This window comes from Pirellulales bacterium (genome assembly GCA_019636345.1).
Classification (GTDB): Bacteria; Planctomycetota; Planctomycetia; order Pirellulales; family Lacipirellulaceae.
The window spans coordinates 231112-247068 of the sequence record JAHBXQ010000001.1 but is presented as its reverse complement, the minus strand read 5'-3'; the positions used below and the strand labels follow the sequence as shown (position 1 = coordinate 247068).

Sequence of the window (15957 nt, the reverse complement as noted above, 5' to 3'; positions counted from 1 at the left end):
TCAGGTCTTGGCGCGTCGTACTGCGGCGAGGCGCACAGCAGACTCACGAAGGCGCCGCCTGCGGTGGTTCTACGTCGGTTTTCGGTCTGCGGCAAAGGCGCGAGGATTACAATTCGGTAAGACCTGCCTGTGTAAGGCGGAAACGCTAGAGCGAATCATGGAGCAGCCCATGCTGTTCCGATACAATTCACCGGCTTCCCCGCCTGCGACGGATGCACTGATCCGAAACTGAACAATTGCGGCGACAGCGCGTCAATTTCGCGTACAGTCCGACAAGTCGTTTTTCGTCGCGTCGTTCCTCCCCAAGATCCCATTGAGTTCACCCGCGGCATGAACGTGCTGGTCATCGAAGACGACCCCGTCCTCGGCAAAGCGATGCAGCAAGGACTGCTCGAAGCGGGACACGATTGCACCTGGACTCGCGGCGGCGAACGCGGGCTTAAGGAAGCGCTGGCCCAGTCGGCCGACGCGATCCTGCTCGACCTCATGCTGCCGGGCGTGCCGGGGCTCGAAGTCCTCTCCCAAGCGCGGGCCCAAGGGGTCAAGACGCCCGTAATCGTCGTCAGCGCGCTGGGATCGGTCGAAGAGCGAGTCGCAGGACTCGAAGCAGGGGCCGACGACTATCTCGTCAAGCCATTCGCGTTCGCCGAGCTGCTGGCCCGGCTGCAGGCCGTCGCGCGCCGGTCGCTGCACGTCACCGCCCAACGGAGCGAGGTCGGGCCGCTGTCGCTCGATCTGGCGGTGCGGCGCGTGACGCGGGACGAGGTCGAGATCGTGCTCACGCCGACTGAGTTCAGCCTGCTGGAGTTCCTGATGCGGCACGCCGGCCAGGTGGTGACGCGCAAGATGCTGTGCGAGCATCTGTGGGACGCCGATTGGGAAGGGGTCACCAACGTGATCGAGGTCCACGTGAACCGCCTCCGCGGCAAAATCGACCGGGGCTTCGACGAACAGTTGCTGCACACCGTTCGCGGACGGGGCTACGTGCTGCGAGCCGCGGCGAACGCTTGACGCGACTGCCGCCTGACTTCCACGTCGGCTAACGTCGCATGCTCGGTCCGTTCGTGTTTGAGCGACCCGCTTCTGGTTCGACCGCTTCGCCGCGAAGTCCCGGTCGGGCGCGTTGATCGCGTTGATCGCCGACGAGATTTTTCGGTGGTATTTGGGCCGCCGCATCGAGTAGAACGAACGCTCGCCTGCGCCCAAAACCATGAGCGGCCGGCGCTAGCCGCCGGTGAACCGCCGCCAACGCTGTGACGGCGGCTCCCGGAACAAGGCGATGGAACCAGGCGCCGGCCGCGAGTATTGCTCGCCGGATGGGAATTTTGCTCGCAATATTCGCCGGACCGCACTCCGGCGGCGTCGCGCAAGTCGATGGCAGACAATCGCTTAGGAGCGTCTCGCCTCCGCCGCCGGCGGGAGTTTTGCACAAAAGACCAAGTTGCTTTTGCACGCGGCACGTTGCACATGCGGCTCGTGGTCGAGAAGCTCGGGCCGCTCGCTAGAATGCGCGCCGCCGACGGGGACGACGCCCAAGCTTTCGAACCTCTCGGGAATCCAGTCGCCATGAAATCCCGCATCAGCATGATCACGCTCGGCGTGCGCGACCTGCCCGCGGCCGTGACGTTTTACGAAGAAGGGCTCGGCCTGCCGCGAATGGAGTCGCCGCCGGAGGTGGCGTTCTTCACGCTCAACGGAACGTGGCTGGCGCTCTACGGGCGCGAGGCGCTGGCCGAGGACGCGACAGTGCCGGCCGAAGGGCGGGGATTTGGGGGAGTCGCCCTGGCCCACAACGTCGCCAGCAAAGCCGAGGTCGACGCCGTGATCGCCGAGGCGGCGCGGGCCGGGGCGACCATCGTCAAACCGCCGCAGCAGGCGTCGTGGGGCGGCTACAGCGGTTACTTCCAGGATCTCGACGGCCACCTGTGGGAGGTGGCGTACAATCCGCACTTTTGGGTCGGACCGGCGGACGAGGGGTGAGCGAGCTGCGATCGTCGGGACCGACGGGGCGCCGCTCGCATCGGGAAGGCCTGAGCTACAGGTATTTCTGATACGCGGCCACGGCCAGTTCGTCGCAGCGGTCGTTTTCGGGGTGGCCGCTGTGGCCGGCGACGCGGGTGTATTTCACGTGGTGCTTGGCCAACAGCGCGTCCAGCCGTCGCCAGAGGTCTTCGTTCTTCACGGGGACCAGCTTCGACCCCTCCTTGCGGCGCCAACCGTTGGCTTTCCACTTGGGCATCCACTCGCTGATCCCCTTGCCGACGTAGACGCTGTCGGTGAACAGCTCGACCCGCGAGCGACGTTTGAGCGTCTCCAACCCCGCGATCACGGCCATCAGCTCCATTTGATTGTTGGTCGTGTCGCGTTCGCCGCCGCTCCGTTCGATCGACTTGCCCGAGGCCGGGTGCTTGAGAACGAACGCCCAGCCTCCCGGCCCCGGATTGCCGCTGCAACCGCCGTCGGTGTAGAGGTGAACCACGGGAGCGGCGGAGGAGGAGTCGGGCATGGGGGGTGCGAAGCGCGTCCGGCAGGACAAGGCGGAGGGGACGTGGCGGAGGGGGGAGAGGATACGGCCAAGCGAGCTTCGTGGCAATCGGCTTGCTCGCGGGAATCGACGACAATCCCCGTATTGCCTTCCCCCGTGTTCTAGAACCTGCTCCCCGTCGCCCCGTTGCCGCCGATGGCGCGGAGCTCGGCCAAGTCGGGGCGGTGCTTGGTCAGCTGGCGCAGTTCCTCGGCGATCGGGGACTCGAACCGCATCGGCGCCGGGGCGTGCCAGGGGAGCAGCACGACGAACTCGCTGCCGCGGCCCAGTTCGCTGGTCACGGTGACGTCCCCCCCCAGCAGGCGGCACATTTCGCGGACGATCGACAGCCCGAGCCCCGTCCCGGAAAACTCGCGAGTCATCGCGCTGCCGGAGGGCTGCACAACGCTTCCCTGCCGAAACTTTTCGAAGATGACGGTCTGGTCCGCCTCGCTGATGCCGACCCCCGTGTCGGCGACCGTCAGGCGCAAATCCCCCGATTCGTCCTGGCGAGCGGAGACTTGGATCTGCCCGCCGTCGGGGGTGAACTTGATCGCGTTTGACAGCAAATTATTGAGCACCTGCTCGATCTTGCCGCGGTCCTGCTTCATGAGCGGCAGCCCGGGGGCGACCTCGCAATCGAGATCGATCCGCTTGCGTTCGCTCAAGGGGCGGGCCATGTCGCACTGCATCAACACGACCGACCCGATGTCGAATTCGGTCGCGCGGATTTCCATGCGGCCGCTCTCGATCTTGGCCAGATCGAGAATGTCGTTGATCATCTCGAGCAGTTGCTTCCCGGAGCGTTCGATGTTGCCGGCGAAACGCCGCTGTTTCTCGTCGAGCGTGGCGATGTTGGCCAGCAGATCGCTGAACCCGATGATGCTGTTGAGCGGCGTGCGCAGCTCGTGGCTGACGGTGGCCAGGAAGTCGCTCTTAATCTGGTTCATCTCGTACAGGCGCATGTTCACCTGGGCGAGTTCGTCGATTTTGCCGTCGAGCTCGCCGTTCACGGCGCGCAGCTCGTCCTGCTGCCGCAGCAGTTGTCGCAACATGCGATTGAACGCGGCGCCGAGCTCCTCGAATTCGTCTCCCGTTTGGATGACGGCCCGCGTCTCGACCTCGCCGCGGCGGACCGCGTTGCTGACGTCGCGCAGATGCTTGAGCGGCTTGACGATCACGTAGCGAACGATCGCGTACAACGCGGCCATCGCCAGCGCCACGGTGACGATCGCCGAGAACAGCAGCAGCGAACGGTTCTTCGCCTGCTTCTTGAGCGTGCGATCCATGTCCAGATCGACGCGAATGACCGCCAGCAAATCGCCCGCCTTCATGTTCGGCCACGCAGGGTACGTGTCGGTCAGCTGGACTTTGTGGCAGTCCACGCATCCCTGGCGGGCGAACAGCGGCTGGTAATAACGGTAGTAGTTGCGCTCGCGCGGCTCGCTCTTGGCGGCGTCGCTCACCTCGGCGACGCCGTCCTCCGGCTCGATCTTCTTCACGATATTGGCTTGCGCCCAAGTTTCGTCAGTGTGCTCGGCCTCGTCGATGTCTTTGTCGGTCTTGAGCGTTTCCCCCAGACGCTGCCAGCGGAGCATCAACTCCCACTCGAAATTGCTGGTCGGCCGGCCGATGTTCCGCTCGTTCTCGGGATGGAGGATCTGCCATTCGAAATCTTTGGTGCTCAGCAGCCGTGCGAGGGCGGCGTTCGTGTGTTTGTCGATCTCCGAGACCTGCAGATTCGCTTGCGGAGTCAGCCGCGTCTGGAACACGTTCATGTGTTCCTTCATCAGCGACTGGTTCACGAGAATTCGCGCGACGAACGAGTTCGTCTCGAACACGATCCGATCGGTCCGCGCGCCGTACCACCAGAAGCTGCTGGTGATGAGGATCAACAGGCACGTGCCGAAGAGCAGCCGGCACTTCCGCTCGAGATTCGTCTCGCCGAGCACGCGTTTGAGACCGGTGTAGCTCATGGCGAGACGGCAGAGGGGCAAGTTTCTCGGGAACTTGCGGGCAGGGGGAGTTTGCGGCGACGACCCGTTATTCTAGGGCTGCGGCGCCGGGGCGTCCAAGTGCAGGTTGTTCGGGCAGTGATACCATTTGCGCCCTTGGATGGGCGCCTGGGGTCGCAGTGCAACGAAGCCCCCAGGGAATCCGCTGGGGGCTCACTTCGTTCGACCCCAGCCACCCGTCAATTTGGCAAATGGCGTCACTACCGTTGTTCGCACCCGCGCCGCCGGCGGGGACGCCGCGACTTGCGACGCACGCTCAGCCCCCCTGCCCTCCCCGTTTCCGCCGACCTCCGACCTCTCCACCCTCACAGCATGTCCCACGGGTCGACGTCGGCGATCCAGCGGACCTCCTTCGGCGGGGCGAACGTCGCGGTCGCCGTGCGGATGATCGACTGCAGTTGCTCGACCTGGGGGGCCTGCAACTGCAGATGAAAGCGATGCTCCCCCCGCAGGCGCGGAATGGGCGCCGGCCCCGGGCCGAGGATGCGGATCGTCTCGTCCCCCGCTGCCGCGCTGCGGAGCCGCTCGCCGAGGTGCTCGGCCGACTCACGGGCCGCGATTTCGCTCCCCCCGCGGACGACCATCCGGGCCATCGAGCCGTAGGGAGGATAACCCATGGCCCGCCGCTCGACGATCGCCGCCGCGGCGAAGGCGTCGTAGTCGTGCCGGGCCGCGGCCGTGATCGCCGGATGATCGGGACTGAGCGTCTGGACGAGCACCCGGCCCCCGCGCTCCCCCCGCCCCGTGCGCCCCGCGACCTGGGCGACCAGTTGGAACGTCCGTTCCGCAGCGCGGAAGTCGGCCAAGTGGAGCGCCGTGTCGGCGTTCACCACCCCGACGAGCGTGACCCCGGGGAAGTCGAGTCCCTTGGCGATCATCTGCGTTCCCAGCAGGATTCGCAGTTCGCCGCGGCGAAACCTCTCCAGCACGTCCTCGTGGCTCGTCCGTCCGCGCATGCTGTCGGTGTCCATCCGCGCGCAGGCGTAGTCGGGGAATCGCGCGCGGATCTCCGCCTCCAGCTTCTGCGTGCCCAAGCCGCCGTACCGGATTGCGCCGCTCTTGCAGTCGGGGCAGAATTCCGGCGGCGCCTGCTCGAAGTCGCAGTAGTGGCACAGCACGACGTGCTCCTGCCGATGGAACGTCAGCGACAGGTCGCAGTGCTCGCACTTGGCGACGTAGCCGCAGGCCGGGCATTGCAGGTGCGTCGAGAACCCCCGGCGGTTGAGCAGCAGGATCACCTGCCCTCCGTCGCGCAGCGCTGCGTGCATCGCTTGATGAAGCCGCCGCGAGATCGCCCCGCTGGCGAATCGCGATTCGGCGCCCTCGCGCAGGTCGACGATCGCCACTTCGGGCATCGGCCGATCGAGCACCCGCCGCGGCAGTTCCAACAGGGCGAACTCCCCCGTGCGAGCTCGTTGCCAGCTCTCGAGAGCGGGGGTCGCGCTCCCCAGCACCAACGGCACGCCCTCGGCCTGCGCTCGACGCCAGGCGACGTCGCGGGCGTGATACCGCGGCGCCGAGTCTTGCTTGAAACTCGCCTCGTGCTCCTCGTCGATGACGATCAACCCTAGGTGCGGCGTCGGGGCGAACACCGCGCTGCGGGCGCCGACGACCACTTGCACCTCGCCCGCGGCGATCCGTCGCCAATGGCGTTGCCGCTCGACGTCGGTCAGCCGGCTGTGGAGCACCGCGATCCGATCGAACCGCGCCCGAAACCGTCGCACCGTCTGCGGAGTGAGGCTGATCTCGGGCACCAGCACGATCGCCTGCCGACCGAATCCCACCGCGTGTTCGATCGCCTGCAGATAAACTTCGGTCTTGCCGCTGCCGGTCACGCCGTGCAGCAGCATGCCGCGGGCCTCGCGAGCGTCGAGCGCCGCGACGATCTGCTCCAAGGCCGAGCGTTGATCGGCGTTGAGCGCGAGTCCCGACTCGCGCGGCGGAGCGTCGTCGACCGCTTCGCCCGTGTCGACCCGCTCGGTCCGTTCTTCGAGGAGTCCCTGCTTGAGCAGCGTACGAATCGGCCCTGTCGTGCAACCGGCCCGCTGGGCCAGTTGGGCCGCGGTCATTGGTCGCCGCGTCGCCGCCAGCGTTTCGAGCGCCTTGCGTTGCTGGGGCGAACTGAGCGGCAGCGCATCGACTCGCCGCAACTGCTGCCGAACGTCGTCCGGGAGCGACAGCAACTTCACCGCGCGGGTCCCCGCCCGGCCCCGCACCCCGGCTGGGACGACCGCGTCGAGCACCTGCCCCCACGGGCACAGATAGTAGTCGGCCATCCACCGCGTGAGCCGCATCATCGCCGGGGAGACCAGCGATTGCTCGTCGAGCACCGCCGCGACCGCCTTGAGCGCACGCCCGGTCGCCGGCTTGTTCTCGATCGCGACGCAGTAGCCGACGACCTCGCGATTCCCCCGGCCGAAGGGGACCCGCACCCGCCGACCGACCTCGAGCAGTCGCTCCGGCCGATCGGCGTCGCGAAATACGGGGGGCGCCTCGTAATCGAACTCCGCATCGGGCCCCTCGGACAGCACGATCGTGGCCACGCACTTCAGAGCGGCCGCGTCCTGCTCCCACGGCTCGGGATCGTCGGCGAACAGGTCTTGCTGCCGCGTTGAAGTCCGTTTCGTCATGCTGGATCCCGGTTTCCGTAACCCGAGGGCGTGATCGGCCCGCGAATGTCGCGAGTCGCGGCCGACCGAAATCGCATCGATTCGCGCCATTCGCGGGCCGATTGGCATCCTCCGGGCGAGGCGCTCCTATTATTGCGGAATTCCGCCCCGTTCCCAGTCGTGGCGGGATTTGCCGCGGGTGCTTAGGATAGGTGCATCGTGACCGCCTCTCGGCATCGCCCCGCGCGGGCGTCTCAAGCCGCCCCAATCGCCCCTTCGCGTCGCCCCGCCTTGCCCCGCCGCATGATCTTCCTGTCTCGTGTCGCCGTCGCGGCAGTCGTCGCGCTGCTCGCGCTCCGGCCGGCAGCCGCGCCGGCCGACGCGTACGATCCATCGCCGACCTATTACTCCACCGCGACCGGCACAGGCGCTACGCTCAAGAATCAACTGCACGACATCATCGACGGGCACACGGTCCACTCGTACGATGCTGCGCGCACGTTGCTTCAAGTCACCGATCGCGATCCGACCAACGCCAATCGCATCATCCTGGTCTACAACCGCGTCTCGCTCGACATTTCCAATCTGGGGGGCAGCATCCCGGGGTGGGACAGCGGCGTCTCGTGGAATCGCGAGCACGTGTGGCCGCAGGCCCGCGGGGTCGGTTCCAGCGGCCCGGATTCGAGCGATCTCCACATGCTCCGCCCGAGCAATCCGCAACTTAACAACGATCGCGGCAACCTCAACTTCGGCGGCGCCTACGGACAGGCGTACGGCGTGAAAATCGACGGCGGCAACCAAGTGTGGTACCCCGGCGACGCCGACGCGGGGATGATCGCCCGGCAGTCGTTTTATATGGCGGTGCGCTACGACGGGTCCGACGGCAGCACGACGAACCTGGAACTGGTCAACGGGGCGCCCGCGCTGACCGGTTCCAGCACCACGATGGGCGACTTGGCGCGCATGTTGGAGTGGCACTATCTGGTCCCTCCCGACGAGTTTGAACGCCGCCGCAACCAAACCGTCTTCGGCTACCAGAACAATCGCAATCCGTTCGTCGATCGGCCTGAGTACGCATGGTCGGTCTTCGCCAACCAGAACAACGACAGCCAACTCGCGCTGGCCGGCGCGACCCTCGGCAGCAACGGCGGTTCGACGTTGGCGGTTGATTTGGGACGGGTGCTCGTCGGCGCCCCGACCCCCGCCGCCCAGACGGTCACGCTCAACAAGACCGGCGCCGCCGGGACGTATTTCGAAGTCGTCGCCAGCGGCGCCGCGACCAGTTCGGTCACGGGACGCTACAACGCCTTCGCGACGGGAGGCGCCGGCAGCCGCTCGATCTCCGTCGGGCTGAGCACCAGCACGGCGACCGCCGGACTGAAGTCCGGGACCGTCGTGGTCGACAATCTCGACGTCACGACCGGCTCCGGACTCGGCCGCGGCGCCCAGGACGCCAACGACGTGGTGCAGATCTCGCTGGCCGTGCTCGACCACGCGAAGCCGTCGTTCCAGGGGCTCGCCCAAACGACCGCCCTCAGTTACGACTTCGGCTCGATCATCGCGGGAGGGCCCGCCCCGACGTTCTCGTTCGACATCTTCAATCTCGCGTCGACCGCCGGCTACACGGCCGCCTTGGAACTCGATCAGATCTTCGGCAGCGGCGATACGGCCGCACTGACCATCAACGCCGCCCCCTTCACCGGCGCCGCTGCGCTCGCCGCGGGCGAACACCGCTCGTTCCTCGCCGCGCTGAATCCCGCCGCAGTCGGCGACTTTGCCGTGACCTACACGTTCAGCTTCTCCGACGAGAACCTTCCCGGCGCCGTCAACCTCGGCACGATGCAACTCATGCTGACCGGCTCAGTCGTCGTCGCCGCGGATTCCGCCGATTTCACCGACGACGGCTTTGTCGACGGCGCCGACTTCCTCGTCTGGCAGCGCCATGCGGGGACGCTCGCGGGCGCCACGCGCGCCCAAGGCGACGCAAACGGCGACGGCAGCGTAACGGCCGACGATCTGGTCGTATGGCAATCGCAATTCGGCGACTCCCCGGACAGCTTGGTCCACGCCGCGGCCGTCCCCGAACCCGCGACGCTCTCGCTCGCGGCCCTGTCCCTCTTCCTGGCCCCCTTCGCCGCCCGTCGCCGCCGTCGTACGCCGACCTGCCGTTGTTCGCCTCTCCGTAGCCGTTCTCGGCTTTCGAAACTGACTTAGGAGGAATTGGGATCGGTGAGATATTTTGTCGCATCATGGGATCGCGACGGGGAGCGTGTCGGAATTGCGAACGGCCGGAGCTTCTGCTGGCTGAGCAGGAGCGTCAGTAGGCGCCGTTTCCGCCGAACAGATCGATCGCACTTGGACCGGCGAGTGGTCGAAGCCGGTCCAGGGCTGGCATCCCCTCGACCCGTTCCGCGTGGTGCAGCAAGTCGAGCTCCGCGACCAGCTCAGCTGTACGACGTCGTCGAGCATCGTGCGCCGTTGTACCGGCATGAGCCGAGCGGCCGCATCGAAGCTGCGCCGCTGCCTGGCGAGGCCGTGCACGGGGGCCTGATCGGCCCGCGCCTGGCGGCGTTGCTCGCCGATCAGCACGGGCGAATTGGCGACGGTCGTGCAAAAGGCGAGCGCGGCTTTGGCGGCGTCCCACGACGAGGGTCGCCGCGCGCTCCCCGTGCAGAGCCGACGAACAACGCGATGGAGCGGCGGTTCCGCTTTGCGGCCCAAGATCGCAAGCTGACGCGAGGAACCCGCGACGACGCCGGCCAACGGCGGTCCGAACGCATCTGGACCGTCCCGGCCGCCTGCGACCAACGAGGACGCTCCGCCTTCCGGTTCCTCGAACAATCCGTTCACGCCCTCTTCCAAAGACGCCCGTTCCACACGCTGTTGATACAAAATCCGTGAACGGCTGCTCCGAGGGTTGACTCCGTATCATGCCGACTCCCGCCATTCTCCATTCGCTGTTCCGCTCGATTCGATTTCGGATCGCCGGCTGGAACGCGCTGGCGGTGGCGGCGATCACGCTGCTGGCGCTCCTCGGCTTGCGTCAGGCCGTGAAGTGGACGTTGCTGCGCGAGATCGATCAGATTCTGGAGGAAGACGTCCGCATCATCGAGCTGGCCGTCCGCGAAACGCCCGCGGGTGATCTCGAGTCGCTCCTCGACGAGTTGCGACGCAAGACGGTCGGGCACGCGAAGCACGGCTGGTTCGTCTCGCTCACCGACGTCGAGGGGCGGACGGTTTGGAGCAGCGAGGACGAGAGAGCCGAGAAATCGAACAACGCGGAGCGCCCCTCGCGAGGCGCCGACGAGCACGAATCGCTGCGGGTCACTCGCACGGCGGCCCCGGCGAATGCGCTGGGAATTGCGGACGTCGAACTGGGATGCTCGCTCGATATGTTCCGCCAGGACTTGTCGAGGCTCGATCGGATCCTCGGCGGGATCGCGGCGTTGATCCTGCTGGCCGCCCCGTTTTGCGGGTATTGGCTGGCGGGGATCGCCACGAAAGACCTTGAGTCGCTGACCGCCACCGCCGCTCGGCTGAGACCGGCCCGACTCGACGAGCGGCTCCCCTACCACGGCGCAAATGACGAGTTCGACCGGCTCGCGCTGACGATCAACGGTCTGCTGGATCGGATCGCAGCGTATCTCGCCGAGAAGCGGTCCTTCCTGGCCAATGCCGCCCACGAATTGCGAACCCCGATCGCGGCGATCCGCAGTTCGATCGAGGTCGCCCTGGGAGCCGATCGCTCGAAGGACGACTATCGCCATTTGCTCGAGGAATTGATCGAGGAGACCGCCTCGCTGGAGACGTTGGTCAATCAGGTGCTGCTGTTGTCCGAAGCGACCGGTGCGCTGGAGCGGGACGTTCGCGGCGAAGCCCCGCTCAGTTCGATCGTCGCCAAGAGCGTCGAGATGTTTCACGGAGTCGCCGAGCAAAAGGGGGTGCGGCTCGCGGCGTCGATCGCCGAGGGGATCGTCGTGCCGGGGGACAAGCAGCACCTGCGGCAAGTCGTCAACAACCTGGTCGACAACGCCGTAAAGTACTGTCGCATTGGGGAAGAAGTGATCGTGTCGCTCGCCGACGACCCGGCGCGACGAGCCGTCGTGCTGGAGGTCCGCGACACGGGACCGGGCATCGTCGCCGACGACGTTCCCCGCGTCTTTGAGCGGTTTTTTCGCGGCGATCGCGCCCGCCAGCGCAATGAGACCCGCGGCACGGGCTTGGGGCTGAGCATCTGCCAGACGATCGTCGAGGCCCACGGCGGCACGATTCGCTGCGACAGCCGCGAAGGCGCGGGGGCGACCTTCACCGTCTCGCTGCCCAGCGGCCAGCGGACGTAAGACGGCGAGCAGGGCGCGCGAGCCCCGTGCGAGAAGCGTTCGCACATCCGTCCAACCGGAGGCTCGCGCTCTCCGCTTGCCGTGTGTTCGTGAATTCGACTCGCTCGCGGCGCTCAACCAAACAGAATCGGAGCGCCGCTCTCCCCTTCGCGATCTTCCCACGTTTTGCGCACCTCGCCGAGGCCGTAGACGCACAACTGGAAGTTGTCGCTCAAGCGGGCGAGCACGTCGTCCGGGGGGGAGGCCTCGTCCGCGGGGAGTTGGCTGGCGAGGTAGTAATTCCGTCGCCCTTGATCCTCGTAGTCGAGCAGGCTGTCTTTCCACGACGCCTTGCGCATCCGCTCGGCAATCTCGGGGTAGACTCCCGACCAGAACAAGGTGAAGTCGCCGATGTGCCGATGAACGCGTCGCCGCGCCGGGCCCTGCCGCGCCTGGGCCTCGGCCAGCATGTCGGCGACCAGGGCGAGCCGTTCGCCGCGGGGGGTCCTCAAACCGTAAACCGCGTCGCAGGCGACGAACCGCACGAGCAGTTCGGTCAGATAGTCGATCAACGGCGGATCGGCCACGCCCAACCGGCCGGCGAAGGCGTACTCAGTGACCCCGGCGAAGAAGCGACGCACAAGGTCGCTGCGGCTCGAATCGGCTGCGGTCATCGGCGGCGGGCTCCTGGGGCGGCGGGACAGGGACCGCGACCCAGGTTGCCGACGACTCGGCAACGCCCGGCGGAGAGCTCCGCGCATGCTCTCCCCCGAACAATTTCGGACGAAGGCACAGCACGCGGCGGGGCGACCCATCCACCGGACGGTTGGGTCGCATTATATGGCGGGAAAGACGCGGCCTGCGGCGGCCTGCCTTGCCCGCTCAATTTTAGTTTGCGACGCACCGGCGGGTCAAATCGAGTTCGACCCGCGACGTGCGTCGGCCGCCAACTCCTGATATCGGCTGCCGGCGGGGGCGAGCTTGACTCTCGCTGCGACGGAAGCGAAAGATCAGGTTCGCGCCGGTTCCTGCGCGGCGTCGCGCTCGCCCGCGTGCGACTGCTCGCTGCGAGCGAACATCTCGGCGATGACCTCCTCGAGCGGCGGGTCCTCGACGCTCACGTCCTCGACCGCGTGGGCTGCCAGAACGGCCGACAGCGTCTTGGCGATCGACGCCCGCTCGACCCGCAACCGGGCCTTGGGAGCCGCGGTTTCCAGCACCTCGCCGTAACGCGCGAGATCGCCGGGAACCTCGCCGTCGGCGAACTGCACGGTCAGCACCTTGTGTCCGCTGAACCGGTCGACGATCCCCGCCAGCGACCCGTCGTACACGATCTCGCCGCGGGCGATGACGACCACCCGCTTGCAAAGCGCGGCGACGTCCTTCATGTAGTGGCTCGTGAGCAGGATCGTGATCTTCCGCTCGCGTTGGTAGTGCTTGAGGAATTGTTGGATGTTGTGCTGGGCGATCACGTCGAGCCCAATCGTCGGTTCATCGAGAAACAGCACTTCGGGCGAGTGGAGCAGCGCCGCGGTCAGCTCCATCTTCATTCGCTCGCCCAGCGACAGTTCGCGCACCGGTTGCGACAGCAACCGGCGAATGTCGAGCAGGTCGCACAATTCGTCGCGAGACCGCTCGAACGCGGCGGGGTCGATGCGGTAGATCTTCTGATGAAGCTTGAACGACTCCTGGGCGGGGAGGTCCCACCAGAGTTGGTTCTTTTGCCCCATGACCAGCGCAAACCGGCGGCGATAGTCGTTTTCGCGTCGCCACGGGACGTGCCCCAGCACGGTCGCCTCGCCCCCGGTGGGGCTGATCACTCCCGACAAGAGCTTGAGGGTGGTCGTCTTGCCGGCGCCGTTGGGGCCCAGGAAGGCGACGAACTCCCCTGCCGCGACGTCGAGATCGATCCCCTTGACCGCCTCGACGGTGCGATACTCGCGGCGGAACAGCCCGGCCAGCGAAGCTCCCAGCCCTTCCTTTTTCTGATAGACGCGGTAGGACTTCTGCAGGTTACGGATCTGGATGGCGTTCATGGCGAGGGGGATTATACGAGCGGAGCCCGCCGGGGGACAGGACGCCCGGCGGGCTCCGGCGACCGCCCCGGCGAGGCGCTTGTTTGCGGGCGAGAGATCGCGACGGGGTTGCGGTAGTCAAGTCGGCGCGAAAACCGGATAATTGCTCGAAGATCATGCCGTTCGAACGCACTCGACGACCGCTCCCCAATGCCGCTCCTCAAACGCCTCGAAGCCCGCTTCGGCCGTTACGCCGTTCCTAACTTGACGCTGGCGCTGATCGCGGGCCAAGCGCTGCTGTACGTGCTGACGAGCCTGCCGCAGGGCGCCCATATCGAAAACGTCATGCTCGTCCCGGCCAAAGTGGTCGACGGCGAAATCTGGCGATTGGCGACGTTTCTGTTCCTGCCGCCGGCGATCGGCCCCCTGTTCGTGCTGTTTCACTTCTTGCTGTTCAATTTGTACGGCACGGCTGTCGAACACCACCTCGGACGATTTCGGTACAACCTGTACTTCGCAATCGGCTATCTCGCCAACGTCCTCGCCGCGTTTGCGGGGGCGGCCATCTTGGGAGGATTCGGGCCGGACGGCAAGTTCGAGTTGGCCCCGATCGCCGCGTCCAACTACTTTCTGTACGGCACGGTCTTTTTGGGTTTCGCCCGGTTGTTCCCCGAGTACACGATTTATTTGTTCTTCGTCCTGCCTGTGAAAATTCGCTGGCTGGCATGGCTGGCGTGGGCGATGATGGCGTACGCCGTCTACATTGGTGGCTGGCTCGCTGCGCTGTTGGTCGGGGCGTCGGTGCTGAACTACTTCCTGTTCTTCGGGCTGGATCATGTGCGCGAGGCCCGCGCCGCCCATCGCCGGATCGCCTTCGAGGCCAAGGCTCGCTCCGCACTCAAGCCGCCGCGGCACGAGTGCCGGGTCTGCGGGCTCGACAGCGACGAATCGCCCCGCACGCTGTTCCGGTACTGCTCGAAGTGCGCAGGGCAGGTCTGCTACTGTCCCGAGCATATCCGCGACCATGAACACGTTGCGGAGGAGGCGAAGGCGACGCGCTGAGCGGCGACCCTACGCCGCTTGCTCGCGGGCGTCGACCGCCGAGGCGATGGGCTCGGCGACGAGCGGCCCGAGCAGTTCGACTGTTCGCCGCGTCGCCCCCTGTTGCGACAAGACGAGTTGTCGCGCCCGTGCGCCAAGCGCCGCGGCCTCGTGCGGCTCGTCGAGCGTACGGTTGACGAACTCCTCCAGTTCGCCGGCGTTGCGGACGACCCGCGCACCATCAACGGCCAGCAGCCGTCGCACGATGTCGCGGAAGTTCCAGGTGTTGGGCCCGAAACAGGTCGGCACGCCGTAGGCCGCGGGTTCGAGCATATTTTGCCCGCCGCGGCTGCCGAAGCTGCCCCCCACGAACCCGACGTCGGCCGTCCCCCACCACGCGCCGAGCTCGCCGATCGCGTCGACCAACAGAATTTGCCACGGCGGGCCGCTATGCCGGCGACTCTCTCCGAGAGTTGCCGGCGACTCTCGGAGAGAGTCGCCCACGGGGCCCCCAAGCTGCGACCGCCGCGTCCAGGGCAATCCGCTGGCCGCAACCAACTGCGCGACGTCCTCGAACCGTTCGGCATGTCGCGGGACGAGGATCAGCCGCAACGAGCCCTCCCCTGCCCCGTCGACGCCGGTCGCCATTCGCCGGCGGAGCACGTCGATCGCATACTGTTCCTCGGGAGCTTGCGTGCTGCCGGCAAGAACCACCCGATCGGCGTTCCTGATCCCCGCGAGCGACTTGAGCGCCACAGTTCGTGGATTGCCTCGATTAGTCTCCGCTCCGTCGAATTTCACCGAACCGGTGACGAAGAGCGACTGCGGCTTGGCGCCCAGCGTCGCGAACCGCGCACGAGTCTCCTCGTCCTGCACCGCGACCAGATCGAGTTGTCGCAGCACTCGGGCCACGAGCGGCCGCAGGCGGCGGTATCCGCGAAAACTGGCGTCGCTCAATCGCCCGTTGACGATTGCGACCTTCGCCCCCCCGCGCTTTGCCGCCGCGATCAGGTTGGGCCACAACTCAAGCTCCGCCAGCACCAACAAGTTCGGCCTCAGGCGGTTCACCGCCGCGGCGCACGCCCAAGAGAAATCGAGCGGGCAATAACACACCGTGTACGCGGCATATTTCTTCCGCGCCAGCTCGAACCCAGTGACTGTCGTCGTCGAGACGACGATGTCGCAATCGGGTCGCTGCCGCCGCAACTCGGCGATCGTCGTGGCGAGCAGGTTGACCTCGCCGACGCTTACCGCATGGAGCCAGATGCAGGGCGCCTCTCCGCTGCGCACAGGAACGCGACCCAAGAACTTGGCGGCAAACCCCGTGCGGTATTTGCCCTGCCGCAACATGCGCCAAGAGATGACCGGCGACGCCATCATGATGACGGCCGCGTAGCAGCAGTTCAGCAGCCAACCGATGGGGCGCGACATGGG

At 66.6% G+C, this 15957-nt stretch carries 12 protein-coding genes; 5 read left to right on the top strand and 7 right to left on the bottom strand.

Going from position 1 to position 15957, the window contains the following annotated elements:
• Nucleotides 1–330: 330 nt before the first annotated feature.
• The gene (locus KF688_00900) at nt 331–1011 is read left to right on the top strand and encodes a response regulator transcription factor (protein MBX3424210.1); all 681 of its coding nucleotides are present in this window, start codon (nt 331–333) and stop codon (nt 1009–1011) included.
• A gap of 555 nt (nt 1012–1566) precedes the next feature.
• On the top strand, nt 1567–1980 hold the full coding sequence (locus KF688_00895; GenBank protein MBX3424209.1) for a VOC family protein: 414 nt from the start codon (nt 1567–1569) through the stop codon (nt 1978–1980).
• 55 nt (nt 1981–2035) lie between these two features.
• Here the strand turns inward: KF688_00895 and rnhA are convergent, their stop codons facing one another.
• The 3 genes from rnhA to priA all read right to left on the bottom strand — a co-directional run bounded on the left by rnhA (nt 2036) and on the right by priA (nt 7169).
• Nucleotides 2036–2506, bottom strand: a complete 471-nt coding sequence (gene rnhA, locus KF688_00890; GenBank protein MBX3424208.1) for a ribonuclease HI — start codon at nt 2504–2506, stop codon at nt 2036–2038.
• Between the two features lie 140 nt (nt 2507–2646).
• Nucleotides 2647–4500, bottom strand: coding sequence for a HAMP domain-containing protein (locus tag KF688_00885; GenBank protein MBX3424207.1), 1854 nt, complete (start codon nt 4498–4500; stop codon nt 2647–2649).
• 344 nt (nt 4501–4844) lie between these two features.
• Entirely contained in the window at nt 4845–7169 is a 2325-nt protein-coding gene (gene priA / locus KF688_00880) for a primosomal protein N' (GenBank protein MBX3424206.1), read from the bottom strand.
• 282 nt (nt 7170–7451) lie between these two features.
• On the opposite strand from priA, the gene KF688_00875 reads away from it, so the two are divergent.
• Nucleotides 7452–9362, top strand: coding sequence for an endonuclease (locus KF688_00875; protein ID MBX3424205.1), 1911 nt, complete (start codon nt 7452–7454; stop codon nt 9360–9362).
• Between the two features lie 33 nt (nt 9363–9395).
• Here KF688_00875 and KF688_00870 read toward each other — a convergent pair whose 3' ends face one another.
• A complete protein-coding gene (locus KF688_00870; GenBank protein ID MBX3424204.1) occupies nt 9396–9998 on the bottom strand; it encodes a hypothetical protein in 603 nt (200 codons plus the stop codon).
• Between the two features lie 80 nt (nt 9999–10078).
• Between KF688_00870 and KF688_00865 the strand changes: the two genes are divergently transcribed.
• Nucleotides 10079–11488, top strand: coding sequence for a HAMP domain-containing protein (locus KF688_00865; GenBank protein ID MBX3424203.1), 1410 nt, complete (start codon nt 10079–10081; stop codon nt 11486–11488).
• A 113-nt stretch (nt 11489–11601) separates the two neighbouring features.
• On the opposite strand, the gene KF688_00860 is transcribed toward KF688_00865, so the two are convergent.
• Together KF688_00860 and KF688_00855 are read right to left on the bottom strand one after the other, a co-directional pair.
• Nucleotides 11602–12141 (bottom strand): hypothetical protein, encoded by a 540-nt coding sequence (locus KF688_00860; protein ID MBX3424202.1) that lies wholly within the window; start codon nt 12139–12141, stop codon nt 11602–11604.
• 336 nt (nt 12142–12477) lie between these two features.
• Nucleotides 12478–13503: an ABC transporter ATP-binding protein gene (locus tag KF688_00855; GenBank protein ID MBX3424201.1), complete on the bottom strand. Its 1026-nt coding sequence runs from the start codon at nt 13501–13503 to the stop codon at nt 12478–12480.
• A gap of 189 nt (nt 13504–13692) precedes the next feature.
• On the opposite strand from KF688_00855, the gene KF688_00850 reads away from it, so the two are divergent.
• The gene (locus KF688_00850) at nt 13693–14544 is read left to right on the top strand and encodes a hypothetical protein (GenBank protein ID MBX3424200.1); all 852 of its coding nucleotides are present in this window, start codon (nt 13693–13695) and stop codon (nt 14542–14544) included.
• Between the two features lie 9 nt (nt 14545–14553).
• On the opposite strand, the gene KF688_00845 is transcribed toward KF688_00850, so the two are convergent.
• Nucleotides 14554–15954, bottom strand: a complete 1401-nt coding sequence (locus tag KF688_00845) for a 3-deoxy-D-manno-octulosonic acid transferase (protein ID MBX3424199.1) — start codon at nt 15952–15954, stop codon at nt 14554–14556.
• Between the last annotated feature and the right edge of the window lie 3 nt (nt 15955–15957).

Coding starts and splice junctions, on each gene's coding strand:
- KF688_00900 (MBX3424210.1), top strand. CDS start 331: ATGAACGTGCTGGTCATCGAAGACGACCCCGTCCTCGGCAAAGCGATG.
- KF688_00895 (MBX3424209.1), top strand. CDS start 1,567: ATGAAATCCCGCATCAGCATGATCACGCTCGGCGTGCGCGACCTGCCC.
- rnhA (MBX3424208.1), bottom strand. CDS start 2,506: ATGCCCGACTCCTCCTCCGCCGCTCCCGTGGTTCACCTCTACACCGAC.
- KF688_00885 (MBX3424207.1), bottom strand. CDS start 4,500: ATGAGCTACACCGGTCTCAAACGCGTGCTCGGCGAGACGAATCTCGAG.
- priA (MBX3424206.1), bottom strand. CDS start 7,169: ATGACGAAACGGACTTCAACGCGGCAGCAAGACCTGTTCGCCGACGAT.
- KF688_00875 (MBX3424205.1), top strand. CDS start 7,452: ATGATCTTCCTGTCTCGTGTCGCCGTCGCGGCAGTCGTCGCGCTGCTC.
- KF688_00865 (MBX3424203.1), top strand. CDS start 10,079: ATGCCGACTCCCGCCATTCTCCATTCGCTGTTCCGCTCGATTCGATTT.
- KF688_00860 (MBX3424202.1), bottom strand. CDS start 12,141: ATGACCGCAGCCGATTCGAGCCGCAGCGACCTTGTGCGTCGCTTCTTC.
- KF688_00855 (MBX3424201.1), bottom strand. CDS start 13,503: ATGAACGCCATCCAGATCCGTAACCTGCAGAAGTCCTACCGCGTCTAT.
- KF688_00850 (MBX3424200.1), top strand. CDS start 13,693: ATGCCGCTCCTCAAACGCCTCGAAGCCCGCTTCGGCCGTTACGCCGTT.
- KF688_00845 (MBX3424199.1), bottom strand. CDS start 15,954: ATGTCGCGCCCCATCGGTTGGCTGCTGAACTGCTGCTACGCGGCCGTC.